Raw genomic sequence first — 21,566 nt, forward strand, 5'->3', positions numbered from 1 at the left:
GGTGACTACGGTCACACGAGCCCGGGAGCGGGGAGGCCACACGGACGTGGCTGTCCGGACCGCACCGCGCTCGCTCCGTGTCGAGACGAAGGGGTTTCGGGATGAGCACCATCCAGCAGCAGGCCCACCAGCGGTCCCCCGGCAGCCGCCGCGGGCGCACACCCGCGCCGCCGCAGGCGCGCAGGGCCGTGGCCAGCGGGACCTTCGGGTCCGCGCTGGAGTGGTTCGACTTCGCCGTCTACGGCGCCATGGCCGCCACCGTCTTCCCGGCCCTGTTCTTCACCGGGATGGGTGAGGCGGCCGGCCTGCTGGCCTCGTTCGCCACGTTCGGCGTCGGTTTCTTCGCCCGCCCGCTGGGCGGCATCGTCTTCGGCCACCTGGGGGACAAGGTCGGGCGCCGCAGGATCCTGCTGGTCACCTTCGTCTCGATGGGGCTGGCCTCCCTGGTGATCGGGCTGCTGCCGTCGGTCTCGCAGATCGGGGTGGCCGCGCCGGTCCTGCTGGTGGCGATGCGCTTCGTCCAGGGGTTCGCCCTCGGCGGGGAGGCCACCGGGGCCCAGTTGATGACCATGGAGCACGCGCCGGGGGACCGGCGCGCGTTCTACGGGGCCCTGATGGCGATGGGCTCGCCGATCAGCCAGGTCGCCGCCAATCTGGCGCTGACGCTCCTGTCGGCGACGCTGAGCGAGCAGGCGTTCATGTCCTGGGGCTGGCGCGTCCCATTCCTGGCGAGCATCCTGCTGGTCGCCGTCGGCGTCTACATCCGGTTCAAGGTGGAGGAGACCCCGGTCTTCCGGGAGGACGTGGCGGAAGCCGCGGCCGCGACCAGCACGCCGGCCGAGGTGCTGCGCGGCCACGGCGCCACGATCGTGCGCCTGATCCTGGCGTTCTCCCCGATCGTCATCACGTTCTACGTGGTGAGCGTGTACGGCCTGAGCTACCTGACGGGCATCGGCTTCTCCCGCAGCCAGACGTTCACCATCGTGACGATCGCCAACCTGTGCTCGGTCGTGGCGATCTGGTGCGGTGGCCGCGCGGCGGACCGCTTCGGGCGGCGCCGGGTCCTGATGACGGGCTCGGCCGGCACCCTCGTGGCCGCCGTGGTGTTCTTCCCCGTGGTCGGCACCGGCAGCTTCCCGGCGGCCCTGCTGATGGTCTCCTTCGCCCTGGTGTGCGCGCAGTTCGGCAACGCCGGGCAGGGCGCCCTGTTCGCCGAGGCCTTCCCGACCCGCATGCGCTACACCGGCTCGGCCCTTGCCCTGACGGGCACCAACCTCCTGTTCGCGGCCCCGGCGCCGTTCCTCGCCTCGTGGCTGCTGGACGTCTCGGGCGGCTCCACGCTCGGCATCACGGTCTTCTGGGCCGTGACGATCGTCGTCGCGCTGCTCGTGATGGCCCGCATGGGCGACTACCGCACGCTCGAGGGCGAGCGCCACCACTTCGACGGCCGCCGTGACGCGGACCTCGCCGACGGACGTGACCCGGACCGCGCCGACGACGGGGGCGCCGACCCGGCCGGCGACCACGCCGACGACCGAGCTGACGACCGAGCCGACGACCGGGCCGAGCAGGCCACCCCCACCAGCAACGCCCTGTCCGCGGCCCCGCGGCAGGCGGACCACACCGTCGGAGGTGTCTGACATGACCACCACCCCTGCCCAGCCCGCACCCGCGCGGAGCCCGCAGGCCTCGCCGGCCTCCCCTTCCGGGCGCTCGGCGATCGTGACCGGCGGCGCCGGCGGCATCGGCTCCGTGATCTCGGCCCGGCTGGCGCGCTCCGGCTACCGCGTGGTCGTCGCGGACGTCGACGGCGCCCGTGCCGAGGCCACCGCGAAGGGTCTGCCCGGCGAGGGCCACCTCGGCTTCGGCGGCGACCTGACGTCGTCGGCCGTGAACGCGGACCTCGCGGCGGCGGCCTCGGCTCTGGCCCCGCTCGGAGCCGTCGTGAACGCCGTCGGCATCTCCCCGAAGCGTGAGGGCCGCAAGATCGAGCTGGCCGACATCGACGACGACCTGTTCCACCAGGTCATGGCGGTCAACGTGGCCGCGCCGTTCTTCCTGGTGCGCGAGGCCGCCCCCCTGATGCCCGACGACGGCAGCGCGAGCATCGTGAACCTGCTGTCGATCGCGGGGCGCACGGGGACCGGCGGCCCGGCGGGCGCCCCGTACCCGCCGTTCCTGCCGTCGGCGATGGTCTACGGGGCCTCGAAGGCCGCGCTGGCGAACCTGACGATCAGTCTGGCGCACGAGCTGGCCGGGCGGCGCATCCGGGTCAACGGGGTCGCCCCGGGGTTCGTGGGGACGCCGATGATGGGCCAGGTCCCGCCGACCGGCCCGATCGTGGACCAGGTCCCGGCCCACCGGTACGCGCGCCCGGAGGAGGTGGCGGCGGCCGTGGAGTTCCTGCTGTCCCCGCAGGCGTCCTACATCACCGGCACCAGCATCGACGTCGACGGTGGCTGGGCCCCCCGCGCCTGACCCCGCCACGGTCCGCCCCCGCCCCGGCCCCGGGCCCGGGCGGCCGCGCCACGACTCCGCGGCACGACCTCGCGCCACAACCCCGCGCCACGACCCCGTGCACCCACCTCGTGCACCGGCCTCGACCAGGAGAGCGACGCACCATGAAGCACCGCAGTGAGCACGACCTGGTGGTCCTGGGCTCCGGCATCGCCGGGCAGACCACCGCGACCACGGCCGCCGAGGCAGGGCTGGACGTCCTGCTGGTCGAGAAGCAGCCCTCGCTGGGCGGCTCCTCGGCGATGAGCGGCGGCTGGTTCGCCTTCTCCGGCACCCCGGAACAGGCCGAGGGGGGCGTCGAGGACTCCGAGGACCTGTTCCGGCACGACCTGCTGGAGGGCGGCGGGCACCTGAACGACCCGGCCCTGGTGGACGCCTACCTGGCCCACCAGCACGCGGCCCACCGGTTCCTGAAGGACCACGGGGTGCGCTTCCGCGAGGTGGCGATCAGCTCCGGGATGTCGGCCGCTCGCGGGCACAACAGCGAGATCAAGGACGTCCTGGCGACCCTGCACGCGGCGTTCGCCGCGGCGGGCGGCAGCACGCTGACGGACACGGCCGCGCGGCGTCTGCTGACCGACGACGGCGGACGGGTCGTGGGCGTGCTGGCGGAGGGCCCGGACGGGCCGGTGGAGCTGTACGGCCGCCGGGGCGTCGTGCTGGCCACGGGCGGGTTCAGCCGCGGCACCGAGATGCTGAAGGTCTTCGCGCCGGAGCAGCTGGCGGCCATCCCGTACGGCGGGCGCGGCAACACCGGTGACGGCCTGCGCATGGCCTGGCGCCTGGGCGCGGGGATGGCGGACATGTCGTTCGTGGCGGCGACCTACGGCTCCCACCCCGAGACGGGTGAGGAGTTCCACGAGCTGCTGACCGCCTACTACATGGGCGCGATCGTCGTGAACACGGCCGGGAGGCGGTTCGTGGACGAGTCGATCGACTACAAGTCGCTGGGCCGGGCCGTCCTGGGCCAGCCCGACGGACTCGGCGTCCAGGTGTTCGACTCCCGGGTGCGCGCGCAGTCCCACCGTGGCATCCCCCTGAAGGACATGGACGCCCTGGAGGAGCTGGGGCACCTGCACGAGGCCGACACCCTGGAGGAGGTCGCCCGCCTGGCCGGCGTCGCCCCCGGGGAACTGGTCGCCACGGTCGAGCGGTACAACGCCGCCGTGGCCGGGACGGCCGCGGACGAGCAGGGGCGCACCGGCCTGTGCAACGGCGTGGGCGAGCTGACGCCGATCGACGCCCCGCCGTACTACGCCTACCCGGCCAAGGCCCTGATGACGACGACCTACTGCGGGGTGACCGTCACCCCGGACGCGCGGGTCACCACCGTCGACGGCGAGCCGATCGGCGGCCTGTACGCCGTCGGGGAGGTCGTGGGCGGCTTCCACGGGGCCACCTACATCACCGGCACGTCCCTGGGCAAGGGCGCGGTGTTCGGGCACATGCTCGGCGCCGCCCTCGCCGGGACCGAGCCGCAGCACGGGAACAGCAGCGAGCAGGAGGAGGTCGCGGCATGAGCGCCGTGCGCACGGAGGGCTTCGACGTCGTCGTGGTGGGGTCCGGCATCGCCGGTTCCTCGGCCGCGGTGGCGGCCACGCGGCGGGGCGCCCGGGTGGCGCTCCTGGAGAAGCAGGACACGTTCGGCGGGTCCACCGCCCTGTCGGCCGGCATGTTCTGGACGGCGCCCGACCTGGACGCCTACCGGCGCCGGGTCCCCCTCGGGGACGAGTCCCTGGGCCGCGCCGTCGTCGAGGACTACGCCGAGTGCCTGGAGGAGCTGCACGCCACCGGCGAGCGGGTCTCCGACACGCCGAAGACGGACATCATGACGTTCGGCATCGGCTATTCCACGGACATTCTCGCGATCCTGGCCTGGTGCCGGGCCCAGGTGGAGGCGGGCGGCGGGGTGTGCCGCACCGGCACGGCGGCGCTGCGGGTCCTGCTGGACGACGACGGCGCGGTCACGGGTCTGCTGGCCCGCACCGCACAGGGCGGCCGGGTGCGGTACGAGGCCCCGGCGGTGGTGCTGGCGGGCGGCGGCTTCCAGGGGGCGCGCGACGAGCTGACCCGTGCGATGGGGCCGAACGCCGACCGGCTGCTGCTGCGCTCCAACCCGGGCAGCGTCGGCGACGGCCTGCGCCTGGCCCGGCAGGCCGGGGCCGGCGGCACCACCGCGATGAGCACGTTCTACGGACACCTCATCGGGTCCCCCGTGAACCGCTTCGAGCCGCAGGACTTCCTGCCGAACTCGCAGTACTACTCCGACCACGCCGTCCTGGTGAACATGGAGGGCCGCCGGTTCGTCGACGAGACCCTGGGCGACGAGATCCTCAACCAGGCCCTCCTGCACCAGCCGCAGGCGGGCGGCGTGCTGGTCTTCGACGACCACGTGCGCACCACCGTCGGCACCGACGAGCCCTTCCCCGGGCTCGGCGCCGTGGACCGCTACCAGGTCGCCGTCGACAACGGGGCCCTGCACGCGCGGGCCGACACCCTGGAGGACCTGGTCGCGCGGACGGCCGCCTGGGGGATCGACCCGGCCGTCCTGGGGCGGACCCTCCAGGACTACGTGGCGGCCGCATCCGCCGGCGGCGGGTTCGCGGGCGGGCACCCGGTGTCCTCCCGGGCCCGTGCCCCGCGGACCGGCCCGTTCCACGCGCTGAAGGTGCAGCCCAGCATCACCTTCACCTTCGGCGGCGTGCGCGTCGACGACCAGGCCCGGGTCCTGGACCCCGACGGCCGCCCCGTGCCCGGCCTGCACGCCGCCGGGGCGGACATCGGCGGGCTGTCCAACCTCGGGTACGCGGGCGGCCTCGCCCCTGCCTACATCACCGGACGGCGGGCCGGGCGCAGCGCCGCCCGGGTCGCGGGCGCCGCCCGGGCCACGGGCGCCGAGCCCCGTCCACCGGCCGGCGTGACCGCCGGCGTCTGAGCCACGGAACCTGACGAGGAGAAGAATCATGGTCCACACCGCAGACGTCCTGATCGTGGGAGCCGGCGGTTCCGGCATGGCGGCCGCGATCTCGGCGGCGAGCAGCGGGGCGTCGGTCGTCGTGCTGGAGAAGTGCCCGGACGTGGGTGGCTCCACCGCGCTGTCCGTGGGGTCGTTCACCGCGGCGAACACGAGTTACCAGTTCCGGGCGCGGGTCAACGACAGCATCGACCTGTTCGTCGAGGACATGAAGACGGCCAACGGCCCGTTCGAGGCGCGGGAGAACCAGTCGTTGCGGCGGATCCTGGCCGAGAACGCCGGGCCGACGGTGGAGTGGCTGTCGTCGCTGGGGGTGCAGTTCCTGGGCCCGACGCCGGAGCCGCCGTACGAGAAGCCGCGCATGCACAACGTGCTGCCGAACTCGCGGGCCTACCGTGACGCGCTGCTGCGGGAGTGCCGGCGGCTGGGTGTGGAGATCCGCACGTCGATGCCGGTGGACGAGCTGCTGCGGAACGCCGACGGGGAGATCGTCGGTGCGGCGGCGAACGGCACGCGCTTCTTCGGGCGCCGGGGCGTCGTCCTGACCACCGGCGACTACTCCGCCTCCACGGAGCTGAAGGCGAAGCACGTGGGCGAGGACGCGGCGCGGATCCCGCCGGTGAACCCGGCGAACACCGGCGACGGGTTCCACCTGGGCGAGGAGGCCGGCGGGTTCACCCTGCAGATGGACCGCCTCTACGAGGGCCTGCGGTTCGCGCCGTCGAAGCGGCCGGACCTGATCAAGATGCTGCCGGCGGTCCCCGCGCTGAACCGGGTGATGCGCTTCGTGGTGGAGCGGCTGCCGAAGAACCTGCTGGCGTACGTGATCCGGGGCGCGCTGACCAGCTGGATCGGTCCGAACGTCACCATATACCGGGCGGGGGCGATCCTCGTGGACGACGCGGGGCGCCGCCTGGCGAACGAGGACACCGACTCGGCGATGGCGCGGGCGGTGGCCGCCACGGGCGGCAACACCGGGTTCATGGTGTTCGACGAGCGGATCGCGCGGAAGTTCTCCGCGTGGCCGAACCCGGTCTCCACGTTCCCCGGCGTCGCGTACGCGTACGTGCAGGACTACAAGCGGTTCAGGCCGGACGTGTACCACCGTGCCGACACCCTGGAGGAGCTGGCGGGCAGGATCGGCGTCGACCCGGCCACCCTGCGTGCCACGGTGGACCGGTGGAACCGGAGCGTGCGGGACGGCAGGGACGAGGACCACGGCCGCCAACACCTGGGTGAGGGCGTCACGCAGGGCCCGTTCTACGCGCTGGGCCCCATGAACGCCTACGTCACGCTCGCCGACGGCGGCCTCGGCGTCGACGACGAGCTGCGCGTGATACGCGAGGACGGCACGCCGGTGCCCGGCCTGTGGGCCGCCGGGTCCACCGGCCAGGGCGGCCTCCAGCTGCTCAACCACGGCCTGCACATCGGCTGGGCGATGGTGTCCGGCCGCATCGTCGGCCGGAACGTCGCGGCCGCCCCGCTCCGCACGGACCTGAGCGTCGCCTCCACGGAGCGCCGGCCGGCGGACGCCTGACCTGACCGTCTCCCGGTACCAATGCCGTGACCAATGCCGGTACCGGCACGACGCCGCACCTGCCCGTGGTGGAAGGTGCGGCGTCGTCGGTGTCGGGGACGGCGAGGCCCCGCGAGTCCCGTTCGGCGGGAGAACCCGCCCCCGGCAGCGGCTACCGGTCGAGGGCCAGCTCGGTGGAGAGCCCCGGAATGTGTGACCTGGCGTCTGCGATGAAGCCGTAGATCAACCTCCGGGACTCGTCTCGTGCCCGATCCAACTCGGCCCGCGACGCCGCCCGGTCGATGCCGTCGGCCGCCTTGAGTGCCTCACGTCCGAGGGAGGCCAACTCGGGCGAGTCGGTCAGAAGTTCGGCGCGGAACATCGCCTCCATGGCCGCAGCCCTCAAACGCTGGGCTTCCCTGCGCAGTTCATGGATCTCGGTCTCGCTCGCCACGCGTCCGTCATGGCCCCTGTCCGCGAACCAGTGATCCATCTGCCCGCGGCGGTAGTTGGCCAGGGCACCGCCGAACGCGCAGTAGGCGTCTATCCGTTCCTGCCTGAGCTTCTCGTTCCGAGCGGTCTCCTCCGCGCGTCGCAGGGTGTTGCGCTGGAACAGGTGAGTCGCTCCCGCGCCGAGGAGCGTGCCCAGCACTGCGATGAGGCTTGCGGCGATGACGACCATGCCGCCAGCGAACCACATGGCACCGGCCGCGGGCACAGGTTCGATCAGGTAGAAGGAACAGCCGCCGCCGACGCCCCCGGCGACCACGTCGGCCGAGGCGCTCCGTCACTCCGGGCTCCGGGCGCCTTGGCCAGGGGTGCAGGAAAGGCGTTCCGCATGCGCGCGGGTCGCGTTCAGCCGCCCGCGAGGGCGACGAGCTTGATGAAGACCAGGTCCGGGCCGGTGGTGAGGTCCACGACGTCGTCGAGGTGGTCCACCTGGCGGTCGCCGGCCAGGACGAAGAACCCGTTGGCCAGGAAGGCGCGTTCGGCAATCTCGGCCTGGCGCCGCCAGTCGATGCGGCGGGGTTCGCGGAGGCGGTGCCCGTCGCGGTCCGTCTCGGCGTCGTCGGGGCGGACGAGGCCGGTGAAGCGGTCACTGGGGCGGGCGTTGTGGCGGGTGACCTCCTCGCGGATCCGGAGGGTGATCAGCTCGCGGACCGTCATCCGCTCCGGCAGGCCGGTGACCTGCCATGCGGTGACCGGTCTGCCGGTCGCGGTCTCGTCCCGGAACGTCACGGTGGCCATCAGGCGCCTCGCTCGATCTGCGTGAGGATGGACCGGTCGGTGATGCCGGCGTCGGCGGCGAGCAGGAACGCCTTGCTGAGGATGAGGGACAGCCGGTCGTCCTCGAAGGGGAGGAAGAGCTGGGCGCTGCTCCTGGCCGCGGGGCGGCCCGCCGGGACGATGCAGAGGTAGCTGTCGTCCGGTTCCATGAGGATGTTGGCGGAGCCTATGTGGATCTTGTAGGTGCGCAGGTCGCCCCGGACGACGAGGAAGCGGCCCGCGAGGGTGCACCGGTCGGCGATCTTCAGGCGGGGCAGGATGCGTTGCAGGGCGTCGCGGCGGGCCTCGGCGCTCTCGGTCAGTTCGGCGAAGCCGGCCCGTTCCCAGTAGGTGCGCCCGGGTCCCCCGTCGGTCCAGTCGGGGTCGGCGGCGATCGAGGTCACGCCGACGAAGAGGTCCACGTCGCGCATCGCCTCGCTGAGGAGCAGTGGCGGAACGTCGGCGAGCGGCGCCTCACGCCAGGTGCCGTCCACCCGGTGGTGGAAGCGGATCTGGTCGGTCGAGGCGAGTTCGTCGTCGTCCGACCAGTCGGCCCACGTGTGGAAGAAGCGGACCCGCCACTCCCCCGCCGCGAGGGTCCGCTCGGCGTGGGCGTCGTCGCCGCCGTCCCAGGGGCCGAGCAGGTCGCTCTTCCATCCCCGGGCCCGGAACAGGGCGAACATCCGGCGGTAGTGGACGAGGTGCGCGGCGAAGCGGTTGGAGTAGACGCGGGTCTGCTCCTCGGCCGGGGTGAGGCGGTAGACCTCGCGGAACGCCTGCTTGAACGGTTGCCGGACGCGCCGCTCGGTGAGGAGGTCCCGCCAGGCCCGCACGCTGCCGGGGTCGGAGCGGAGCGGGTGCCACAGCCGTACGCGGGCGTCGTCGGCGACGTCGAGGGCGTCCAGGGCGCCCAGTGCGCCCAGTGCGCCCAGGGTGTCGGAGACCTCGGAGGCGTCGGAGGCGTCGGAGGCGTCGGGCTCGTCCGCCTCGGGGAGTACGGCTCGCCACTCGCCGGGGCGACCTCGATCTCCCAGATCAGCCTGCGGACGAGGGTCCGGGCGAGCGGGTGTCCGACGAGCTCGTCGCGCCACCAGCGGTAGGGGTGGGTGGCGTCGACGGTGAAACCGCCCTCCAGCGCGCGGGTGAGCGTCGCGAGGTGGGCGTTCACGCGCTTCACCAGGTCGCGCAGTTCCTTGAGCAGGGCGGGGTGCTCGCGGCGCACCGCGGCGGGGACGCTGCGGAGCGGGCGGCCGTCCTTCTCCCAGGTCAGCGTGGCGGTCTCGGCGACCGTGACGACGGCCTCGTGATCACCGGCCGTCCGGCGCAGGACGCCGCCCACGGTGGAGCCGCCGACGGTGACGGCCTCGAAGTCGAGCCTCGGCAGCCGCAGTGCCACTTCGGTGCGTTCGGCCAGGGCCGCGTCCACCTTCTTGAGCATCTTGTCGAGCTGCTTGGGCACCCCGGCGTGCCGCACGGACCGGCGCACCGTGCGGATCGCCGTCGCCAGCTCGGGCGTCGGGAAGTCCTGCGCGGCGCGGACCATCTCGTACAGGAGGGCCTGGGAGGGAAGTGTCTTCGCCGCCGCCGTCGGGGCGAGGGCGACGCCGGGCAGCAGGCGGTCGAACAGCTCCGGCAGCCACGGCTCGTCACGGAGCAGTGCCACCCTCAGGGCGCGTCCGAGCGCGGTGATCTCCCGGTCCGTGAACGCCTTGTCCGCCTGGTAGGGGATCTCGCCCGTGGCGATCGCGTCGGTGCGGTCGGCCGCCGATTCCAGCGCACGGCGGGTGAACGCCACGTAGGCGGGGGTGCCGGCCAGCCTGCGCCACGTGTCCGGGGGTGGTGGGGTGAACCTGCCATCCCGATCGGCGCGGGACAGCAGTGTCTGCTCGGCGCGGGACAGGCCGGCGACCACGGCCATCTCGTCGGCGACGATGGGCCCCACGTCGCGGGAGAGGCGCCGTACGGCCGCGCGCAGTGTCACCTGGCCAGCGATCCGGGCGACCGCGAGCAGGGCGTGAGGTTGGGGCACGGTTTCCTTCCTCAGTGAGAACTCGACCAGCTTGCGCGCTTGTTCGGTCACGTCGGGCAGCGGGCCCGTGCAGTGCTCCAGCGCGTTCAGGCCCAGGGTGAGATCGGCCCAGCCGTGTGTCTCGCACTTCTCGAGGAGCGCTTCGAACACCCGGCGGCACGCGTCGGGCGTGGAGGACGGCCGTCGCTCCCCCACCGCGGTCTGGTCGTCCGCGGTGAAGCCGGGGTCGGTCAGCGAGTGGGGCAGCCGGGCTTCGGGATCCGCCGAGTCGTCGTACAGCATGGCGGGATGCTGACAGGAGGCACTGACAGTCCGACGGGCAGACCTCGCTGTCTTCGCGATCAGATGTCGACCTCCGCAAGCAGCGTTTTGCCCGGTCCTCCGTCCGTGCGCGGTACCACCGCCCAGCGGCTCGCCAGCGCGGAGACCAGGCGGAGGCCGCGGCCGGACTCCGCGTCCCGCTCGGCCGGCAACGAGGGCGACGTCAGCGGCATGCGGTCACCCCGGGTGTCCGTCACTTCCACGCGCACGAGCCCCGCGGACCGGTCGAGCCACAGGCATAGCCTGAAGTCGCGGCCGGGTACGAGGCCGTGCGTCACCGCGTTCGCGGCGAGCTCGGCGACGATCAGGGTCACTGTGGTGTTCAGGTCGGACTCGTAAGGGTGGCCCCAGGCGTCGAGCCGCTGGGAGGCGAGTCGACGGGCCAGGCGGGCGCCGCGGGGTGTCGAGGTGAACGTCATGCGGAGCTCCCGGACGGGCGGCGCCAGTCGGCGGGCGCACGGCCCGCAGGTCTCCCCGGATGGGTGCGTTTCTGTCGTCATGGCCCCTGAGCGTGGTCCGGCGTGCGTACCGTGACCAGCGTCGACACCCATACACAGCGTCACTGTGCCACCGCGTGGGGTGGCCTGTCGGGGTGCTGGTGGGCCGGAGGACGGGGAGAACACGATGACGCAGGTCCCGGAGCAGGCCGTTGCACGCCGGAGCGAGGATCCAGCCGACGAGCTGCTGCGGTCGTTCGGGAGGCAGGTCAAGATCCTGCGGGAGCGGGCCGGCCATACCCAGGCCGCGCTGGGGCAGCTCCTCGGCTACAGCGAGGCGCAGATCGCGGCGATCGAGCAGGGGCGGCGGATTGCCCGACCCGACATGATCGGCAAGTTGGATCAACTACTCGACGCCGGCGGCATGTTGCTGGCGATGAAGCGGCCGGTGGCGTTGACGCGGTACCCCGCCTTCTTCCGTGACGCGGCGCGGATCGAGGAAGAGGCCGTTGAGTTCCACGCCTATGCGGTGCTCGCGATCCCAGGGCTTCTGCAGACGGAGGGGTACGCGCGGACCATGTTCACCGTTCGCCGTCCTCGCCGCAGCGAAGCCGAGATCGAGCAGATGGTCACCGCGCGCATGGCACGGCACAAGATGTTCGAGCGACTGCCGGCACCGACGCTCAGCTTCTTGATCGAGGAGTCCGTGCTGCAGAGGCCTTACGGTGGCGTCGGCGTGCTTCGTGAACAACTGGAGCACCTTCGGATCGTGGGCGAGAACCCCAACGTGGAGATCCAGATCATGCTCACTCGGAGCGAGGATCACGCCGGCGCGGACGGCCCCTTCACCTTGATGACGCCGGCTGGCGGAGAGCAGGTCGCCTACGCCGAGAGCCAAGGCAGCGGCCAGGTGCTCACCGATCGCGAAGCCGTACGCATGATGGCGGTTCGGTATGGAATCCTGCGAGCCCAGGCGCTGTCGCCTGTCCAATCGCTGTGCCACATCGAGAAGTTGCTGCAAGGAGAGCCATGAACACCGAGCAGTCCCGCGTCCAGTCCATCACGTACTTCAAGAGCAGCTACAGCGGCGGCGAGGGCGGCGAGTGTGTTGAGGTCGCCCCCACTCCAGCCATCGTCCACATCCGCGACTCCAAGGCTCCGGCCCGCGGCACGCTCACCGTGCGGCCCTGCGCGTGGTCCGCCTTCCTCGGCCTGGCACGCCAGGACTGACCGGAGGGACGAGACTCGCCGGTCAACCGCGACAGTCAGGGGTCGGGACCGGCCTGCTCGGGCACAGAACTGTGGGCCGAGATCCAAAGAGGATCTCGGCCCACAGTGTTGGTAGCGGGGACAGGATTTGAACCTGCGACCTCTGGGTTATGAGCCCAGCGAGCTACCGAGCTGCTCCACCCCGCGTCGTTGTGTCTTGACCGTACGGCATGGGCAGGGGAAATAGCGAATCGGTTGCGTCGGCTTGCGGTGTCGAGGTGTGTGGAGCAGGGGCAGCTCGGGGCCCAGGGGGCGGGCCTTGGGGGGCTGGGGCACCGGGGCACGGGTTTCCGAGTTCTGGGGCGTCGGGACGCTCCAAGATCAAAGAACCGGGGGAAAGAAACGCCTGCCAAGCCCCTCCCTGCCTCCCCGGTCACGGCTGGGCGGGGCAGGGCTCGGCGCTCACACGGCTGAGTGAATATGCCGCAGATCGGCCGGGGTTGGGTGGTTCGTGGGCTTACGCTCGGCGCAGACAACAGGCGACATGAGACGACCCCCGCCGGGACGGACATCCCGGACGAGGGTCTGACCACCGAGGAAGGCAAGAACTTCCTGATGGGTGCAATGCATCTTACCGACCGTGCTCGTGACGCCGCCCGTTGTGGCGGCGTGGTCCACGAGGCTCACCGCCACACCACGCACTTCACGGTCGTGGGAAATCACTTGGCGCAGCACGATGATCTGTCGCTCACGGCGATCGGGCTGGCCGTGTACGTCCAGTCACTGCCGTCCGGGACACCCATCAGCATCAAGACCTTGGTCAGCCGCCGGTGCGAGGGCGCGGTGCGGATCGCGGCAGCTCTGCGGGAGTTGGAGGCGCACGGCTACCTGCGGCGGGAGAAGGTTCGCATCGCGGGTGGGCGGATCGTCACGCGAACCGTGTACTGCAACAAGCCGGAGGCCGCTGCCCGTCGTGATGTCGGTGCGGCCGGGCGTCACGTGCCAGAGGGTGGCCGGCCCTACGAAGTGGTGAGGGAAGCGGTGTGCGGGGTCGAGGTGGCGTCCTCGTGTGCGACGTCCTTCGGGACCGGTTCTGTCGTGTCACAGCCGGTTGTTGAGCAGCAGCCGGAGTCCGCCCAGGAGCCGGTGGCGAAGGCCGTGTCGGCGCCACCGCGGCACGGGCACAGAAAGCGCAAGCCGTTGCCGCCCGTGCCGCAACCGCTGCTGGCGCGACCGGAATTGGCCGAGCGGGCCGTCGAGTTGCTCACGGGGCTGCGGAGGTACGTGTCCGAGCTGAGGTTCACCGCGTGCGAGGTCGAGCACCTCACGCCCGGAGTGGTGGCCTGGCTGGAGCGTGAGGTCACCTCCGGGGAGATCCGCCGGGCCCTGTTCACGGGACTGCCGGAAGGTGGGCCACGGTGGCCTGCGGCGTTCGTCGCGTACCGGCTGCGCGTGGACCTGCCGGCGCCGCCACCGCTGCGTCCGTCCGCTGCCGCGGCCCTGGAGCCGACGCCGGAGCGGTATCCGCTGCGGAACTGCGAGGAGTGCGACCGCGGCTATCGCGGGGCCGATCCCCAGCGGTGCCGGGACTGCGCCGACGCCGGCGCGGGGCTGGTGGCCGTCGCATGGGGACGGCCGCTTCCGTAGCGGGGCCTCGGTCCGTGCCCGGTGTCCGGCATCCGGTGGCTGGCGCCGGATACGTGCGGTGCCTGACGTCCGGCACCGGGCACGGACCGGGTTCTCACGGCCGCGCGGGCACCGGGACGCCAACTTCCGTCCCGTTCTCGGCCGCCTGGATCGCCGCTTCCGGGCGCTGGCCGGGGATGTGGTCGTCCACCACCGGCTTGCCCATGGCGGTGGCGATGTGTTCCTGGAGCACCTCGCGCCGGGCCTCGAAGAAGGCCTCGAAGTCGTCGGCCCGCATCAGCGCCGGGTCCGCGAGGTGGGTGCGGATGCGCTGCTCGACGCCCTCGGGGCTGGTCGCGGCCGCCTTGGCGAGCCGCTGGAGATATTCGGACGGGGCGTTGCCGCCGATGATCCGGTTGGTGCGGGCCGTCAGCGGGGTCTTGTTGATGACGGAGTTGCACACGGAGCGCTCGTGGCCGTTCTTCTGGCACCACGCCTGCGGGAAGATGTGGTGGATGTCCATCGCCTCGTCGAAGTAGACGCTGACCTCCGCCTTCTCCCCCGTGCGCCAGTCCACGGCGCCTGCCTTGAGCAGGAGCGCGTAGATGCCCTTGTACGCGGCGCTCTGGCGGGTCCGCAGGGTCAGGAGGCGGCTCGCGGCGAACTGCGCCTGGGTCACCGTGCGGGGTTCGGTGGTGGAGCCGCGGATCCAGTCGACGACATCGGGGAGGTCGAGGTTGAAGCGGGTCTCGGTGGTGCCGCCGTACAGCTCGCCGAAGACACCGCACCAGTACCAGCGGGCCAGCTTCTCCTGGGCGCCCGCGGACTCCGCGTCCTTGTCGGCGAGGGCGAAGATCGCGGCCAGCGGGATGAGCTGCGTGCCGTACGGGAGGAAGCGCGTGTCGAAGACGAACTGCTGGCGCAGGAACTTCGCGGTGGCCTTGAAGCCGGCGACGACGTCCGGCGCGTACCGCCGGTAGTCCTCCAGGCTCAGCGCGAGCATGTCCTTGCGCTTGCAGCCGATGCGGGGCAGGCGTTCCTCCTCGGTGCCCGCTTCCTCCTCGCGACGCCGGCGCTCGGCGGTGGCCAGAAGGGTGACCGCCTGGAGGAAGTCGGTGTTGGAGACCTCCTTGAGGATGGTGTACTCAGGCGCCTCCCAGGCCGAGCGGCACTCCTCCCAGTGACGCCGGAGGTCGAACTCGTCGGCGGCGTACGTCGCCGTCAGGAGCTCGAAGACGGTGAGGGTGACTCCGCCGGTGTTGACCTTCTCGAAGACCTGGCACACGGCCTGGCGCGGGGTGCCCTTGCCGAGTTCGATGACCGGGAAGTGGTAGAGGTCGAACGAACGGATGAAGCCGTCCCGGAAGCCGTACCAGAGTTCCATGGCGTCCTGTGCGAAGCCCCAGTGGCGGGCGAACCCGTCGCCCCAGGAGTTGTCGAAGAGGCTGCCCAGCGGGAAGACACGGTGCTGGTACTCCAGCTCCCGGGTGGAGTGGTCCTGCAGGACCTCCCCGCGGAAGTTGACGACCTGGCGGGAGGGCGGGACGAAGCGGATCGCCTCCTCGCGGTCCTCGTTCTCGTCGAGCGCCTTGACCATGTCGACGTAGAACCAGCCGGACACCCGGCGCTTGCGCTCGTCCTGGGTGGCCACGGGACGGTCCATGGCGAGTGACTGGAACAACGAGGTGAGCCGCTGCTGCCCGTCGAGGACCAGCGACTCGGGCTGCACGTGCTCGCCCGGGGTCGCCCCTTCGATGGGCCGGTACTTGAACCGGACGTCGCCGCCGCCCTCGAGCAGCATCACCGTGCCGATGGGGTAGTTGAGGGACACCGAGGCCAGCAGACTCGCGATGTTGGGCCACGGCCAGACCCAGCCGCGCTGGAACTCCGGTAGCTGGATCTTCCCCGCCGCCACCTGTTGGAGCAGGTCCCGCAGGGGTCGTTTGTCGATGCTGAACGTCTCGGTCGCCACATTTCCTCCTTGTGCGGAACAACGTCCGTGGTGGCGACCGGTCACCCGGCCGGGGCGACCGGGAGCGTACGGGTCCCGCCCGGCGCCGCCTGCCCGCTCCGCGCGCTGCGTGCGGCGCACCGCGCGGCTTCGGTCGCGCCCGGCGGGACGAGGGCGCCACAACGCTTGCCCCTGGCGGGTATCACCGACGGCACGGACGATGCCCGCAATGCGGGGCCGCGCGGAGTTCGCGGACGTCGCCCGGTTCCGGACAGGTGCTCCCGTCTTTCCCGGAGGCGCCCGGGAGATCGTCGTGCTCATGATCGAGTTTTAGACTGCTGTCCTGGCGGGTGCGGGCGGGCAGGCAGGCAGGGGAGGAACGGGTCGATGAGCCGTGTGACGGAGGTGTTCCAGCCGCTGCAGGCGGATGATCCGGCCGTGGTGGCCGGGTTCCGGATGGCCGCCCGGCTCGGGGCGGGCGGCATGGGCGTGGTGTACCTGTCGCACACGCAGGGCGGACGGCCGGTGGCGGTCAAGGTCGTGCGGCCGGAGCTGGCGGACGACCCGGACTTCAGGCGGCGGTTCGGCCGCGAGATCAAGGCGGCCCGGCGCGTCCGCGGTGCGTACACGGCGGAGTTGATCGACGGGGACGCGGACGGCACGCCGCCCTGGCTGGCCACGCTGTACGTGCCCGGGCCGTCCCTGACGGAGGCGGTCGCCCGGCGCGGGCCGCTGCCGGTGCCGGCGCTGCTGTGCCTGATGGCGGGGGTGGCCGAGGCCCTTCAGGCCATCCACGGGGCAGGCATCGTGCACCGGGACCTGAAGCCGTCGAACGTGCTGCTGGCCGCCGACGGGCCCCGGGTGATCGACTTCGGCATCGCGCTGGCGGCCGACGCGACGGCGTACACGGCCACGGGCGGGACCATCGGCACGCCCTCCTTCATGGCGCCGGAGCAGGCGACCGGCGACGACGTCACGGCGGCGACCGATGTCTTCGCGCTCGCGCAGACGGCGGCGTTCGCCGCGCTGGGCAAGCCGCTGTACGGGGAGGGCTCGGCGCTCAACGTGCTCTACCGGATCGTGCACTCCGAGCCCGACCTGTCCCTGCTGCCCGAGCCGCTGCGGCCGTTGCTGGCCCGGTGCCTGGCCTCCGATCCGGCGGAGCGACCCACCCCGGCGGAGGTCGTGGAGTGGTGCCGGCAGCGGCTGGAGGCGGACGCCGACGCGGGCGGGGCTCCGGCCGTATGGCGGGAGATCAACGGGCCGGCCGTCGCGGTGCCGGATCCGGTGACGGAACCTGTGGCGGCCCCGGTGACGGCGCCGGAGGCGACGCTCATAGCGCCGCAGCCCCTGATCAGCTACCCGCAGCCGCCGGACGGACGGCCTGCGATGACGCCGGAGGAGCGGAAGGCCCACAGACGGCGCAGGGCGCTGATCTCGGCCGTCGGAGTGGCGGGGTCCGCGCTGCTGGTGACGGCCCTGACCTGGAAGATCATGAACACCGAGGGCTTCGGCCGCCTGAACGCGGCGGACTCCACGGCGTCCACCGCGGACCCGACCGCACGGGCGTCGGGGTCGGCGTCGGGGTCCTCGTCCGGCACGGACAGCACGGACAGCGCCGACGACGCGGACGACGCGGCCGGCACCGACGACGCGGCTGCCCTGGGCACCGGCAACGGTACGTCCGGGGGCTCCCGGACCTCCCCGACGTCGCCCGCGAAGCCCGTCGCCACCCCGTACCCCTTGTTCTGGGTGGACGCGGAGAACTCGGCGAACCTGGAGGACCCGCAGGAGCAGCTGACGAACGGCAAGGGCGAGATCCGCTTCGGCTGCGCGTCGGCCGGCTGTGAGCTGAAGAGCGACACGGCCGTATTCCTCCAGATGGCAGGCGCCCCCGGCACCGGCTCACTGGACACGTGCCGGTTCATGCTCTCCGGCGCGAAGTCACACACCCTCCTACTGGCCGGGGCGGCGAACGGGACGGAAATCTGCGTCAAGGACGCGTCCGGGAACATCGGGCTGCTGGTGATCCAGACGAAGTCGACCGCGATGCCGAAACTCGCCTTCCTCAAGGGCGAAATGACCGTCTGGCGGGACGCCGCCTAGCCAACTTCCCCGCCCACGGCGTCAGATGGCGTCAGCTCGGGGGCACGGCCGCCAGGAAGTGACGCCAGGAGGCCGCTCCGGCCCTCTCCAGCGGGCGCCGGAGGGTCTGTCGGAGAGGGTGAGGTGATTGCATGATCGCCTCGTTGCGCGCCGCCAGGCGGTCCAGTTCGGCCGGCAGGGGAAGGCGGTCGCTCTTCGTCCCGTTGCAGGCCGCGTGAGCCGGAGCGAGGTTCCACAGCGCGTCGAGGTCCGGGCCGCACCAGGCGCCGACGCTTCGGTAGCGCTGCATCAACGCGAACGGGAAGACATGGTCGACCGCTATGGGCTCGTCCGGGCCGATGACCTCGCCGCAGATCTGGCAACGACCGTGCTGGAAACCGATCGTGGCCTCGACCAGACCGGTCACGGAGCGGCGGCGGAGTTTGTCCGTGAGCTTGAGCGTCTCCAGGTCGTGGGCCATCCCTTCCTCGACCAGGCTCCGTCCCACTCCTGACGCGAAGGAGGTTTCGACGATGCTCCAGCGCGCGCCCAGTTCGGCCGACAGGAGGGCGGCCTGTTCCGAGCGCGCCAGGCGCAGCAGGTGGCTGCTCAGGCGCACCGTGCGATGCCGGCCGGTGCCGAGCAGTTCATAGAAGGTGTGGGGGACCGTGTCGCTGCCCCGCAGGTTGTGGAACTTGCGCATCACCATCGCGGGCATCGATCGTTCCGCCGCGGCCACCAGCTTCTCGGTTGGTCTGCCCGCGGCCAGGGTCGCGGCGCTCTCCTGCTCGGCCACCGTGAGGAAGTCCCGCTCGCCCAGGTGGGTGGCGTGCGGCGCCTGGGGCGCCTCGGCCAGGTGTCGTGCCATGGCGATGCCGTACGCCGCCGCGAGGTCCTTGAGGGGCACCGCGTCCCGTCCCTGCCGGGCGGCGTCCAGCAGGGCATCACCCAGGGCGAACTTGTACGTACGGGAGTTGGCCCCCATCAACACCGCCAGGCGCCACGAGGCGCGGGGAGAGGTGTCCCCGGCGTAGAACTCCTGGGCGCTCACTGCGCCTCCCGGCGCAGGACGACGCTCTGCCACCAGATGGCATCCCTGCCCAGGCTGTCCGTGTCGTTCTCGGCCACCCTCACGATGTGCAGCCCCGCCGTCTCCCCGAGGCTCACGACCTCTTCGGCCGGCACGTCGTACATCACCCGGTCGGTCGGGGGCTCGCCTCGGCGCAGGGAGATCACGAGGATGCCCGACGGTGCCAGGAGTCCGGCCAGCCGTCCCATCGCCGGGCTGCGGTCGGCCGGTGCCAGGTGCATCCATACGGCCGACAGCAGGATGAGGTCCAACGGGCCCGAGAGGGAGCGCAGTTCGGGCAGGGAGCCCTCGGTCCAGGAGACGGAGGGGATCGGGTGCAACCGCTGTGCCACCTGGCGCAGTTCTGGCACCGGCTCCACCGCCAGGACGTCGTACCCGCGCCGGGCGAGTGCCGCGGCGTCCCTGCCGGTGCCCGCCCCGATGTCGGCCGCTCTGGCCGGAGGGGGCGGCAACAGGTCCAGGACGTCGCCGTGTACGGCCTCGAAGGACACGCTCTCGTATCTCTCGGCCAGCGACCCTGCGTGGTGCGCGTAGTAGGGCTGCACCCCCGCCGTGAGCTCGCCCGGCCGATCGGCCGTGTCCTGGTCGGGGCTCTCTCCGCTCATGACCATGCCGACACGCTACGGGAGCCGTACGACAGGCGGTGAGGGCGGCGTCTCAGCCGTGACCGTTGCGCGTCGGCGGGTGTGCGGGCTTGCCGGTCCCGGCGTTGTCGGCCGCGTGCTGGGGGCGGCCCGGGGCCGTGTCACTGGGTGCGGCGTCCTTCTGCCGGCCCATCCCCCGGTGCGCGGGGGCCGCTCGGCCGGACGGCTCTGGGTCGGTCGAGGCGGGGACGGTGCGGGAGTCGGTGCGGGGGGCCGCGGTGCGACGGTCGTCGGGTGCCGGGGTGTCCGCCGTGCCGGAGGGCCGGTCGGCGGGGGCGGCGGCGGTCGAGGTGGGGTCGTCGCGGGTTGGGTCGGTGCCCGGGGCGACGGCGACGGTGGCGCCCAGGGCCACGGAGAGCGCCGCCAGGACGGTGCTCACGGCCAGGCGGCGGCTGTGCCGGGGGGCCGGCCGTGGGGAGGTCCGGGTCACCGCCGTGCCCTTCGCGCGGAGGGTCCCGTGCGGGTCGCGATCGCGACCTGTGGGCCGGGACGTCGCGGAGCGGCTCGGGTGCGGTGTCACCGGGGGCGAGGGGGCCGGACGCGGAGCGCCCGCGGGGGTGCCCGGGGTTCCCGGGGTTCCCGGGGCGGCCAGGGACCCCGGGGCGGCGTGGGTCTCCGCAGCGGCGTGGGTCTCCAGGGCGTCGAGTACCGTCGCGCACCGCGCGGCGTCCGGGCGGGCCCCGGGGTCCTGGTCGGTCATGGCCCGGAGCAGGGAGGCCAGGTCCGGGGACAGCCCGGCGGGGACCACGGGCGGGCGGTGGACGCGGGCGATCGCCGCCTCCAGGAAGGCGCCCTCGTACTCCGGTTCGCCCTTCAGGCACTCCAGCAGGACCAGGCCGAGCGCGTAGACGTCCGCGGCCGGTCCGATGCGCTTCCCCTCGACCTGCTCGGGCGCCAGGTAGGCGGCGGTGCCCGTCAGCACGTCGGACGCCGTGTGGCGGGTGGCGTCGACCAGGCGTGCGATGCCGAAGTCGGCCAGGTGCGGGGCGCCCGCCGGGTCGAGCAGGACGTTCGACGGCTTGACGTCCCGGTGCACGATGCCGGCCTGGTGGACGTGGGCGAGGGCCTGCGCGAGGGCCGCGCCGAGGTCGGCCACGCGTCGCTCGGGCAGCGGTCCGTCCGACAGGAGGCCGCGCAGGGTGGGGCCGTCGACCAGTTGCATGACGAGGAACGGGCGCTCGTCGTGCTGTCCGACGTCGTAGACGGTGACCAGGCCGGGGTCGTGGAGCCGGGCGAGGAGGAGGGCCTCCGTCGAGAGGCTGTCCTCGGTCTGCGCGTCGGCGCCGGGGCCGGGCCGGAAGACCTTGACGGCCACGGGCCGCCGAAGCCGCGTGTCGACCCCTTCGTAGACGTCGGCCATGCCGCCCGAGCCGATCTTCGCGCCCAGGCGGTAGCGGTCGGCCAGGAGCTCGACGGACCACGGATCCGCCGGCACCGGTGCCGGCGGATCCGTGGGCATGGCTGCTGAGCGGCAGGCCGTCATCTGGGTCTCCGTTGCTGTCACCGCGTAGTGGACTCGGCCGTGCGTGGAAGAGGCCGTGGCGATGCGGGTACCCCGAGGCCGTGTCGGATATCCGGACGAAGTCGCCGACGGGCCCGGGACCGGGGCGCGCCCGGCCGGAGCGTAGGGTTCGGGCCATGGTGACCGCGACCGTCCGTGAGTGGCGCGACGAGGAAGGGTGGGGCGTACTCGACTCCCCCGAGACCCCCGGCGGCTGCTGGGGCCACTACTCACACATCCGGATGAAGGGCTTCCGCACGCTGTCCCCCGGGCAGCTCGTCGAGCTGCGGTGGGAGGCTCCCGGGTTCCGGCAGGACGGGTACGCCTACCGGGCGCTGGAGATCACGCCTCGGGACGACTGACGCCCGGTCACGGTGTCGGGGGGCGTCGCGGAGCCGAG

Annotated in this window: 18 protein-coding genes, 1 tRNA gene and 1 pseudogene; 10 read left to right on the top strand and 10 right to left on the bottom strand. The window is 72.5% G+C overall.

Features of this window, described 5'->3' with window-relative positions; genetic code table 11:
* The first annotated feature begins 101 nt into the window (after positions 1 to 101).
* The 5 genes from GBN72_RS09420 to GBN72_RS09440 all read left to right on the top strand — a co-directional run bounded on the left by GBN72_RS09420 (position 102) and on the right by GBN72_RS09440 (position 7,028).
* Positions 102 to 1,640, top strand: a complete 1,539-nt coding sequence (locus tag GBN72_RS09420) for an MFS transporter (protein WP_151771257.1) — start codon at positions 102 to 104, stop codon at positions 1,638 to 1,640.
* Position 1,641: 1 nt separating this feature from the next.
* Positions 1,642 to 2,478, top strand: a complete 837-nt coding sequence (locus tag GBN72_RS09425) for an SDR family NAD(P)-dependent oxidoreductase (protein WP_151771258.1) — start codon at positions 1,642 to 1,644, stop codon at positions 2,476 to 2,478.
* A gap of 143 nt (positions 2,479 to 2,621) precedes the next feature.
* On the top strand, positions 2,622 to 4,037 hold the full coding sequence (locus GBN72_RS09430) for an FAD-dependent oxidoreductase (protein WP_151771259.1): 1,416 nt from the start codon (positions 2,622 to 2,624) through the stop codon (positions 4,035 to 4,037).
* The gene (locus GBN72_RS09435; RefSeq protein WP_151771260.1) at positions 4,034 to 5,452 is read left to right on the top strand and encodes an FAD-dependent oxidoreductase; all 1,419 of its coding nucleotides are present in this window, start codon (positions 4,034 to 4,036) and stop codon (positions 5,450 to 5,452) included. Before GBN72_RS09430 ends, GBN72_RS09435 begins: the two co-directional genes overlap by 4 nt.
* A 28-nt stretch (positions 5,453 to 5,480) precedes the next feature.
* Entirely contained in the window at positions 5,481 to 7,028 is a 1,548-nt protein-coding gene (locus tag GBN72_RS09440) for an FAD-dependent oxidoreductase (RefSeq protein ID WP_151771261.1), read from the top strand.
* Between the two features lie 151 nt (positions 7,029 to 7,179).
* Here GBN72_RS09440 and kilB read toward each other — a convergent pair whose 3' ends face one another.
* The 5 genes and pseudogenes from kilB to GBN72_RS09460 all read right to left on the bottom strand — a co-directional run bounded on the left by kilB (position 7,180) and on the right by GBN72_RS09460 (position 11,042).
* A complete protein-coding gene (kilB, locus tag GBN72_RS09445) occupies positions 7,180 to 7,689 on the bottom strand; it encodes a plasmid transfer protein KilB (protein WP_151771262.1) in 510 nt (169 codons plus the stop codon).
* A 173-nt stretch (positions 7,690 to 7,862) separates the two neighbouring features.
* On the bottom strand, positions 7,863 to 8,255 hold the full coding sequence (locus tag GBN72_RS09450) for a hypothetical protein (RefSeq protein ID WP_151771263.1): 393 nt from the start codon (positions 8,253 to 8,255) through the stop codon (positions 7,863 to 7,865).
* Entirely contained in the window at positions 8,255 to 9,364 is a 1,110-nt protein-coding gene (locus GBN72_RS09455; RefSeq protein ID WP_164540523.1) for a DUF4132 domain-containing protein, read from the bottom strand. Before GBN72_RS09455 ends, GBN72_RS09450 begins: the two co-directional genes overlap by 1 nt.
* Positions 9,355 to 10,584 (bottom strand): annotated as a pseudogene (locus GBN72_RS36020) (hypothetical protein); the annotation flags it as partial. The pseudogene GBN72_RS36020 and the gene GBN72_RS09455, both read right to left, overlap by 10 nt.
* 59 nt (positions 10,585 to 10,643) lie before the next feature.
* Positions 10,644 to 11,042, bottom strand: a complete 399-nt coding sequence (locus GBN72_RS09460; RefSeq protein WP_151771265.1) for an ATP-binding protein — start codon at positions 11,040 to 11,042, stop codon at positions 10,644 to 10,646.
* Positions 11,043 to 11,247: 205 nt separating this feature from the next.
* Between GBN72_RS09460 and GBN72_RS09465 the strand changes: the two genes are divergently transcribed.
* Together GBN72_RS09465 and GBN72_RS09470 are read left to right on the top strand one after the other, a co-directional pair.
* On the top strand, positions 11,248 to 12,093 hold the full coding sequence (locus GBN72_RS09465) for a helix-turn-helix domain-containing protein (protein WP_151771266.1): 846 nt from the start codon (positions 11,248 to 11,250) through the stop codon (positions 12,091 to 12,093).
* On the top strand, positions 12,090 to 12,290 hold the full coding sequence (locus tag GBN72_RS09470) for a DUF397 domain-containing protein (RefSeq protein ID WP_151771267.1): 201 nt from the start codon (positions 12,090 to 12,092) through the stop codon (positions 12,288 to 12,290). The genes GBN72_RS09465 and GBN72_RS09470 overlap by 4 nt, the downstream gene beginning before the upstream one ends.
* Positions 12,291 to 12,399: 109 nt before the next feature.
* On the opposite strand, the gene GBN72_RS09475 is transcribed toward GBN72_RS09470, so the two are convergent.
* Positions 12,400 to 12,476: transfer RNA gene (locus GBN72_RS09475), tRNA-Met, on the bottom strand.
* 408 nt (positions 12,477 to 12,884) lie between these two features.
* Here GBN72_RS09475 and GBN72_RS34590 point away from each other — a divergent pair.
* Positions 12,885 to 13,916, top strand: a complete 1,032-nt coding sequence (locus GBN72_RS34590) for a helix-turn-helix domain-containing protein (protein ID WP_439959760.1) — start codon at positions 12,885 to 12,887, stop codon at positions 13,914 to 13,916.
* Between the two features lie 94 nt (positions 13,917 to 14,010).
* Here GBN72_RS34590 and GBN72_RS09485 read toward each other — a convergent pair whose 3' ends face one another.
* Entirely contained in the window at positions 14,011 to 15,867 is a 1,857-nt protein-coding gene (locus GBN72_RS09485) for a DUF262 domain-containing protein (protein ID WP_151771268.1), read from the bottom strand.
* A 366-nt stretch (positions 15,868 to 16,233) separates the two neighbouring features.
* Between GBN72_RS09485 and GBN72_RS09490 the strand changes: the two genes are divergently transcribed.
* A complete protein-coding gene (locus GBN72_RS09490) occupies positions 16,234 to 17,952 on the top strand; it encodes a serine/threonine-protein kinase (protein WP_151771269.1) in 1,719 nt (572 codons plus the stop codon).
* A gap of 31 nt (positions 17,953 to 17,983) precedes the next feature.
* Here GBN72_RS09490 and GBN72_RS09495 read toward each other — a convergent pair whose 3' ends face one another.
* Genes GBN72_RS09495 through GBN72_RS09505 form a run of 3 tightly spaced genes read right to left on the bottom strand, consistent with a single transcriptional unit; the run spans position 17,984 to position 21,100 of the window.
* Positions 17,984 to 18,982 carry an HNH endonuclease gene (locus GBN72_RS09495; RefSeq protein ID WP_151771270.1) on the bottom strand — a complete coding sequence of 333 codons (999 nt, stop codon included), beginning with the start codon at positions 18,980 to 18,982 and terminating at the stop codon, positions 17,984 to 17,986.
* The gene (locus tag GBN72_RS09500) at positions 18,979 to 19,632 is read right to left on the bottom strand and encodes a class I SAM-dependent methyltransferase (RefSeq protein ID WP_246212387.1); all 654 of its coding nucleotides are present in this window, start codon (positions 19,630 to 19,632) and stop codon (positions 18,979 to 18,981) included. Before GBN72_RS09500 ends, GBN72_RS09495 begins: the two co-directional genes overlap by 4 nt.
* Positions 19,633 to 19,678: 46 nt before the next feature.
* Entirely contained in the window at positions 19,679 to 21,100 is a 1,422-nt protein-coding gene (locus tag GBN72_RS09505; protein ID WP_246212388.1) for a serine/threonine-protein kinase, read from the bottom strand.
* 203 nt (positions 21,101 to 21,303) lie between these two features.
* On the opposite strand from GBN72_RS09505, the gene GBN72_RS09510 reads away from it, so the two are divergent.
* Positions 21,304 to 21,528, top strand: coding sequence for a cold-shock protein (locus tag GBN72_RS09510; protein WP_151771272.1), 225 nt, complete (start codon positions 21,304 to 21,306; stop codon positions 21,526 to 21,528).
* Positions 21,529 to 21,566: the final 38 nt, after the last annotated feature.

It is taken from the genome of Streptomyces abyssomicinicus (assembly GCF_008974245.1).
Lineage (GTDB): Bacteria > Actinomycetota > Actinomycetes > Streptomycetales > Streptomycetaceae > Streptomyces > Streptomyces abyssomicinicus.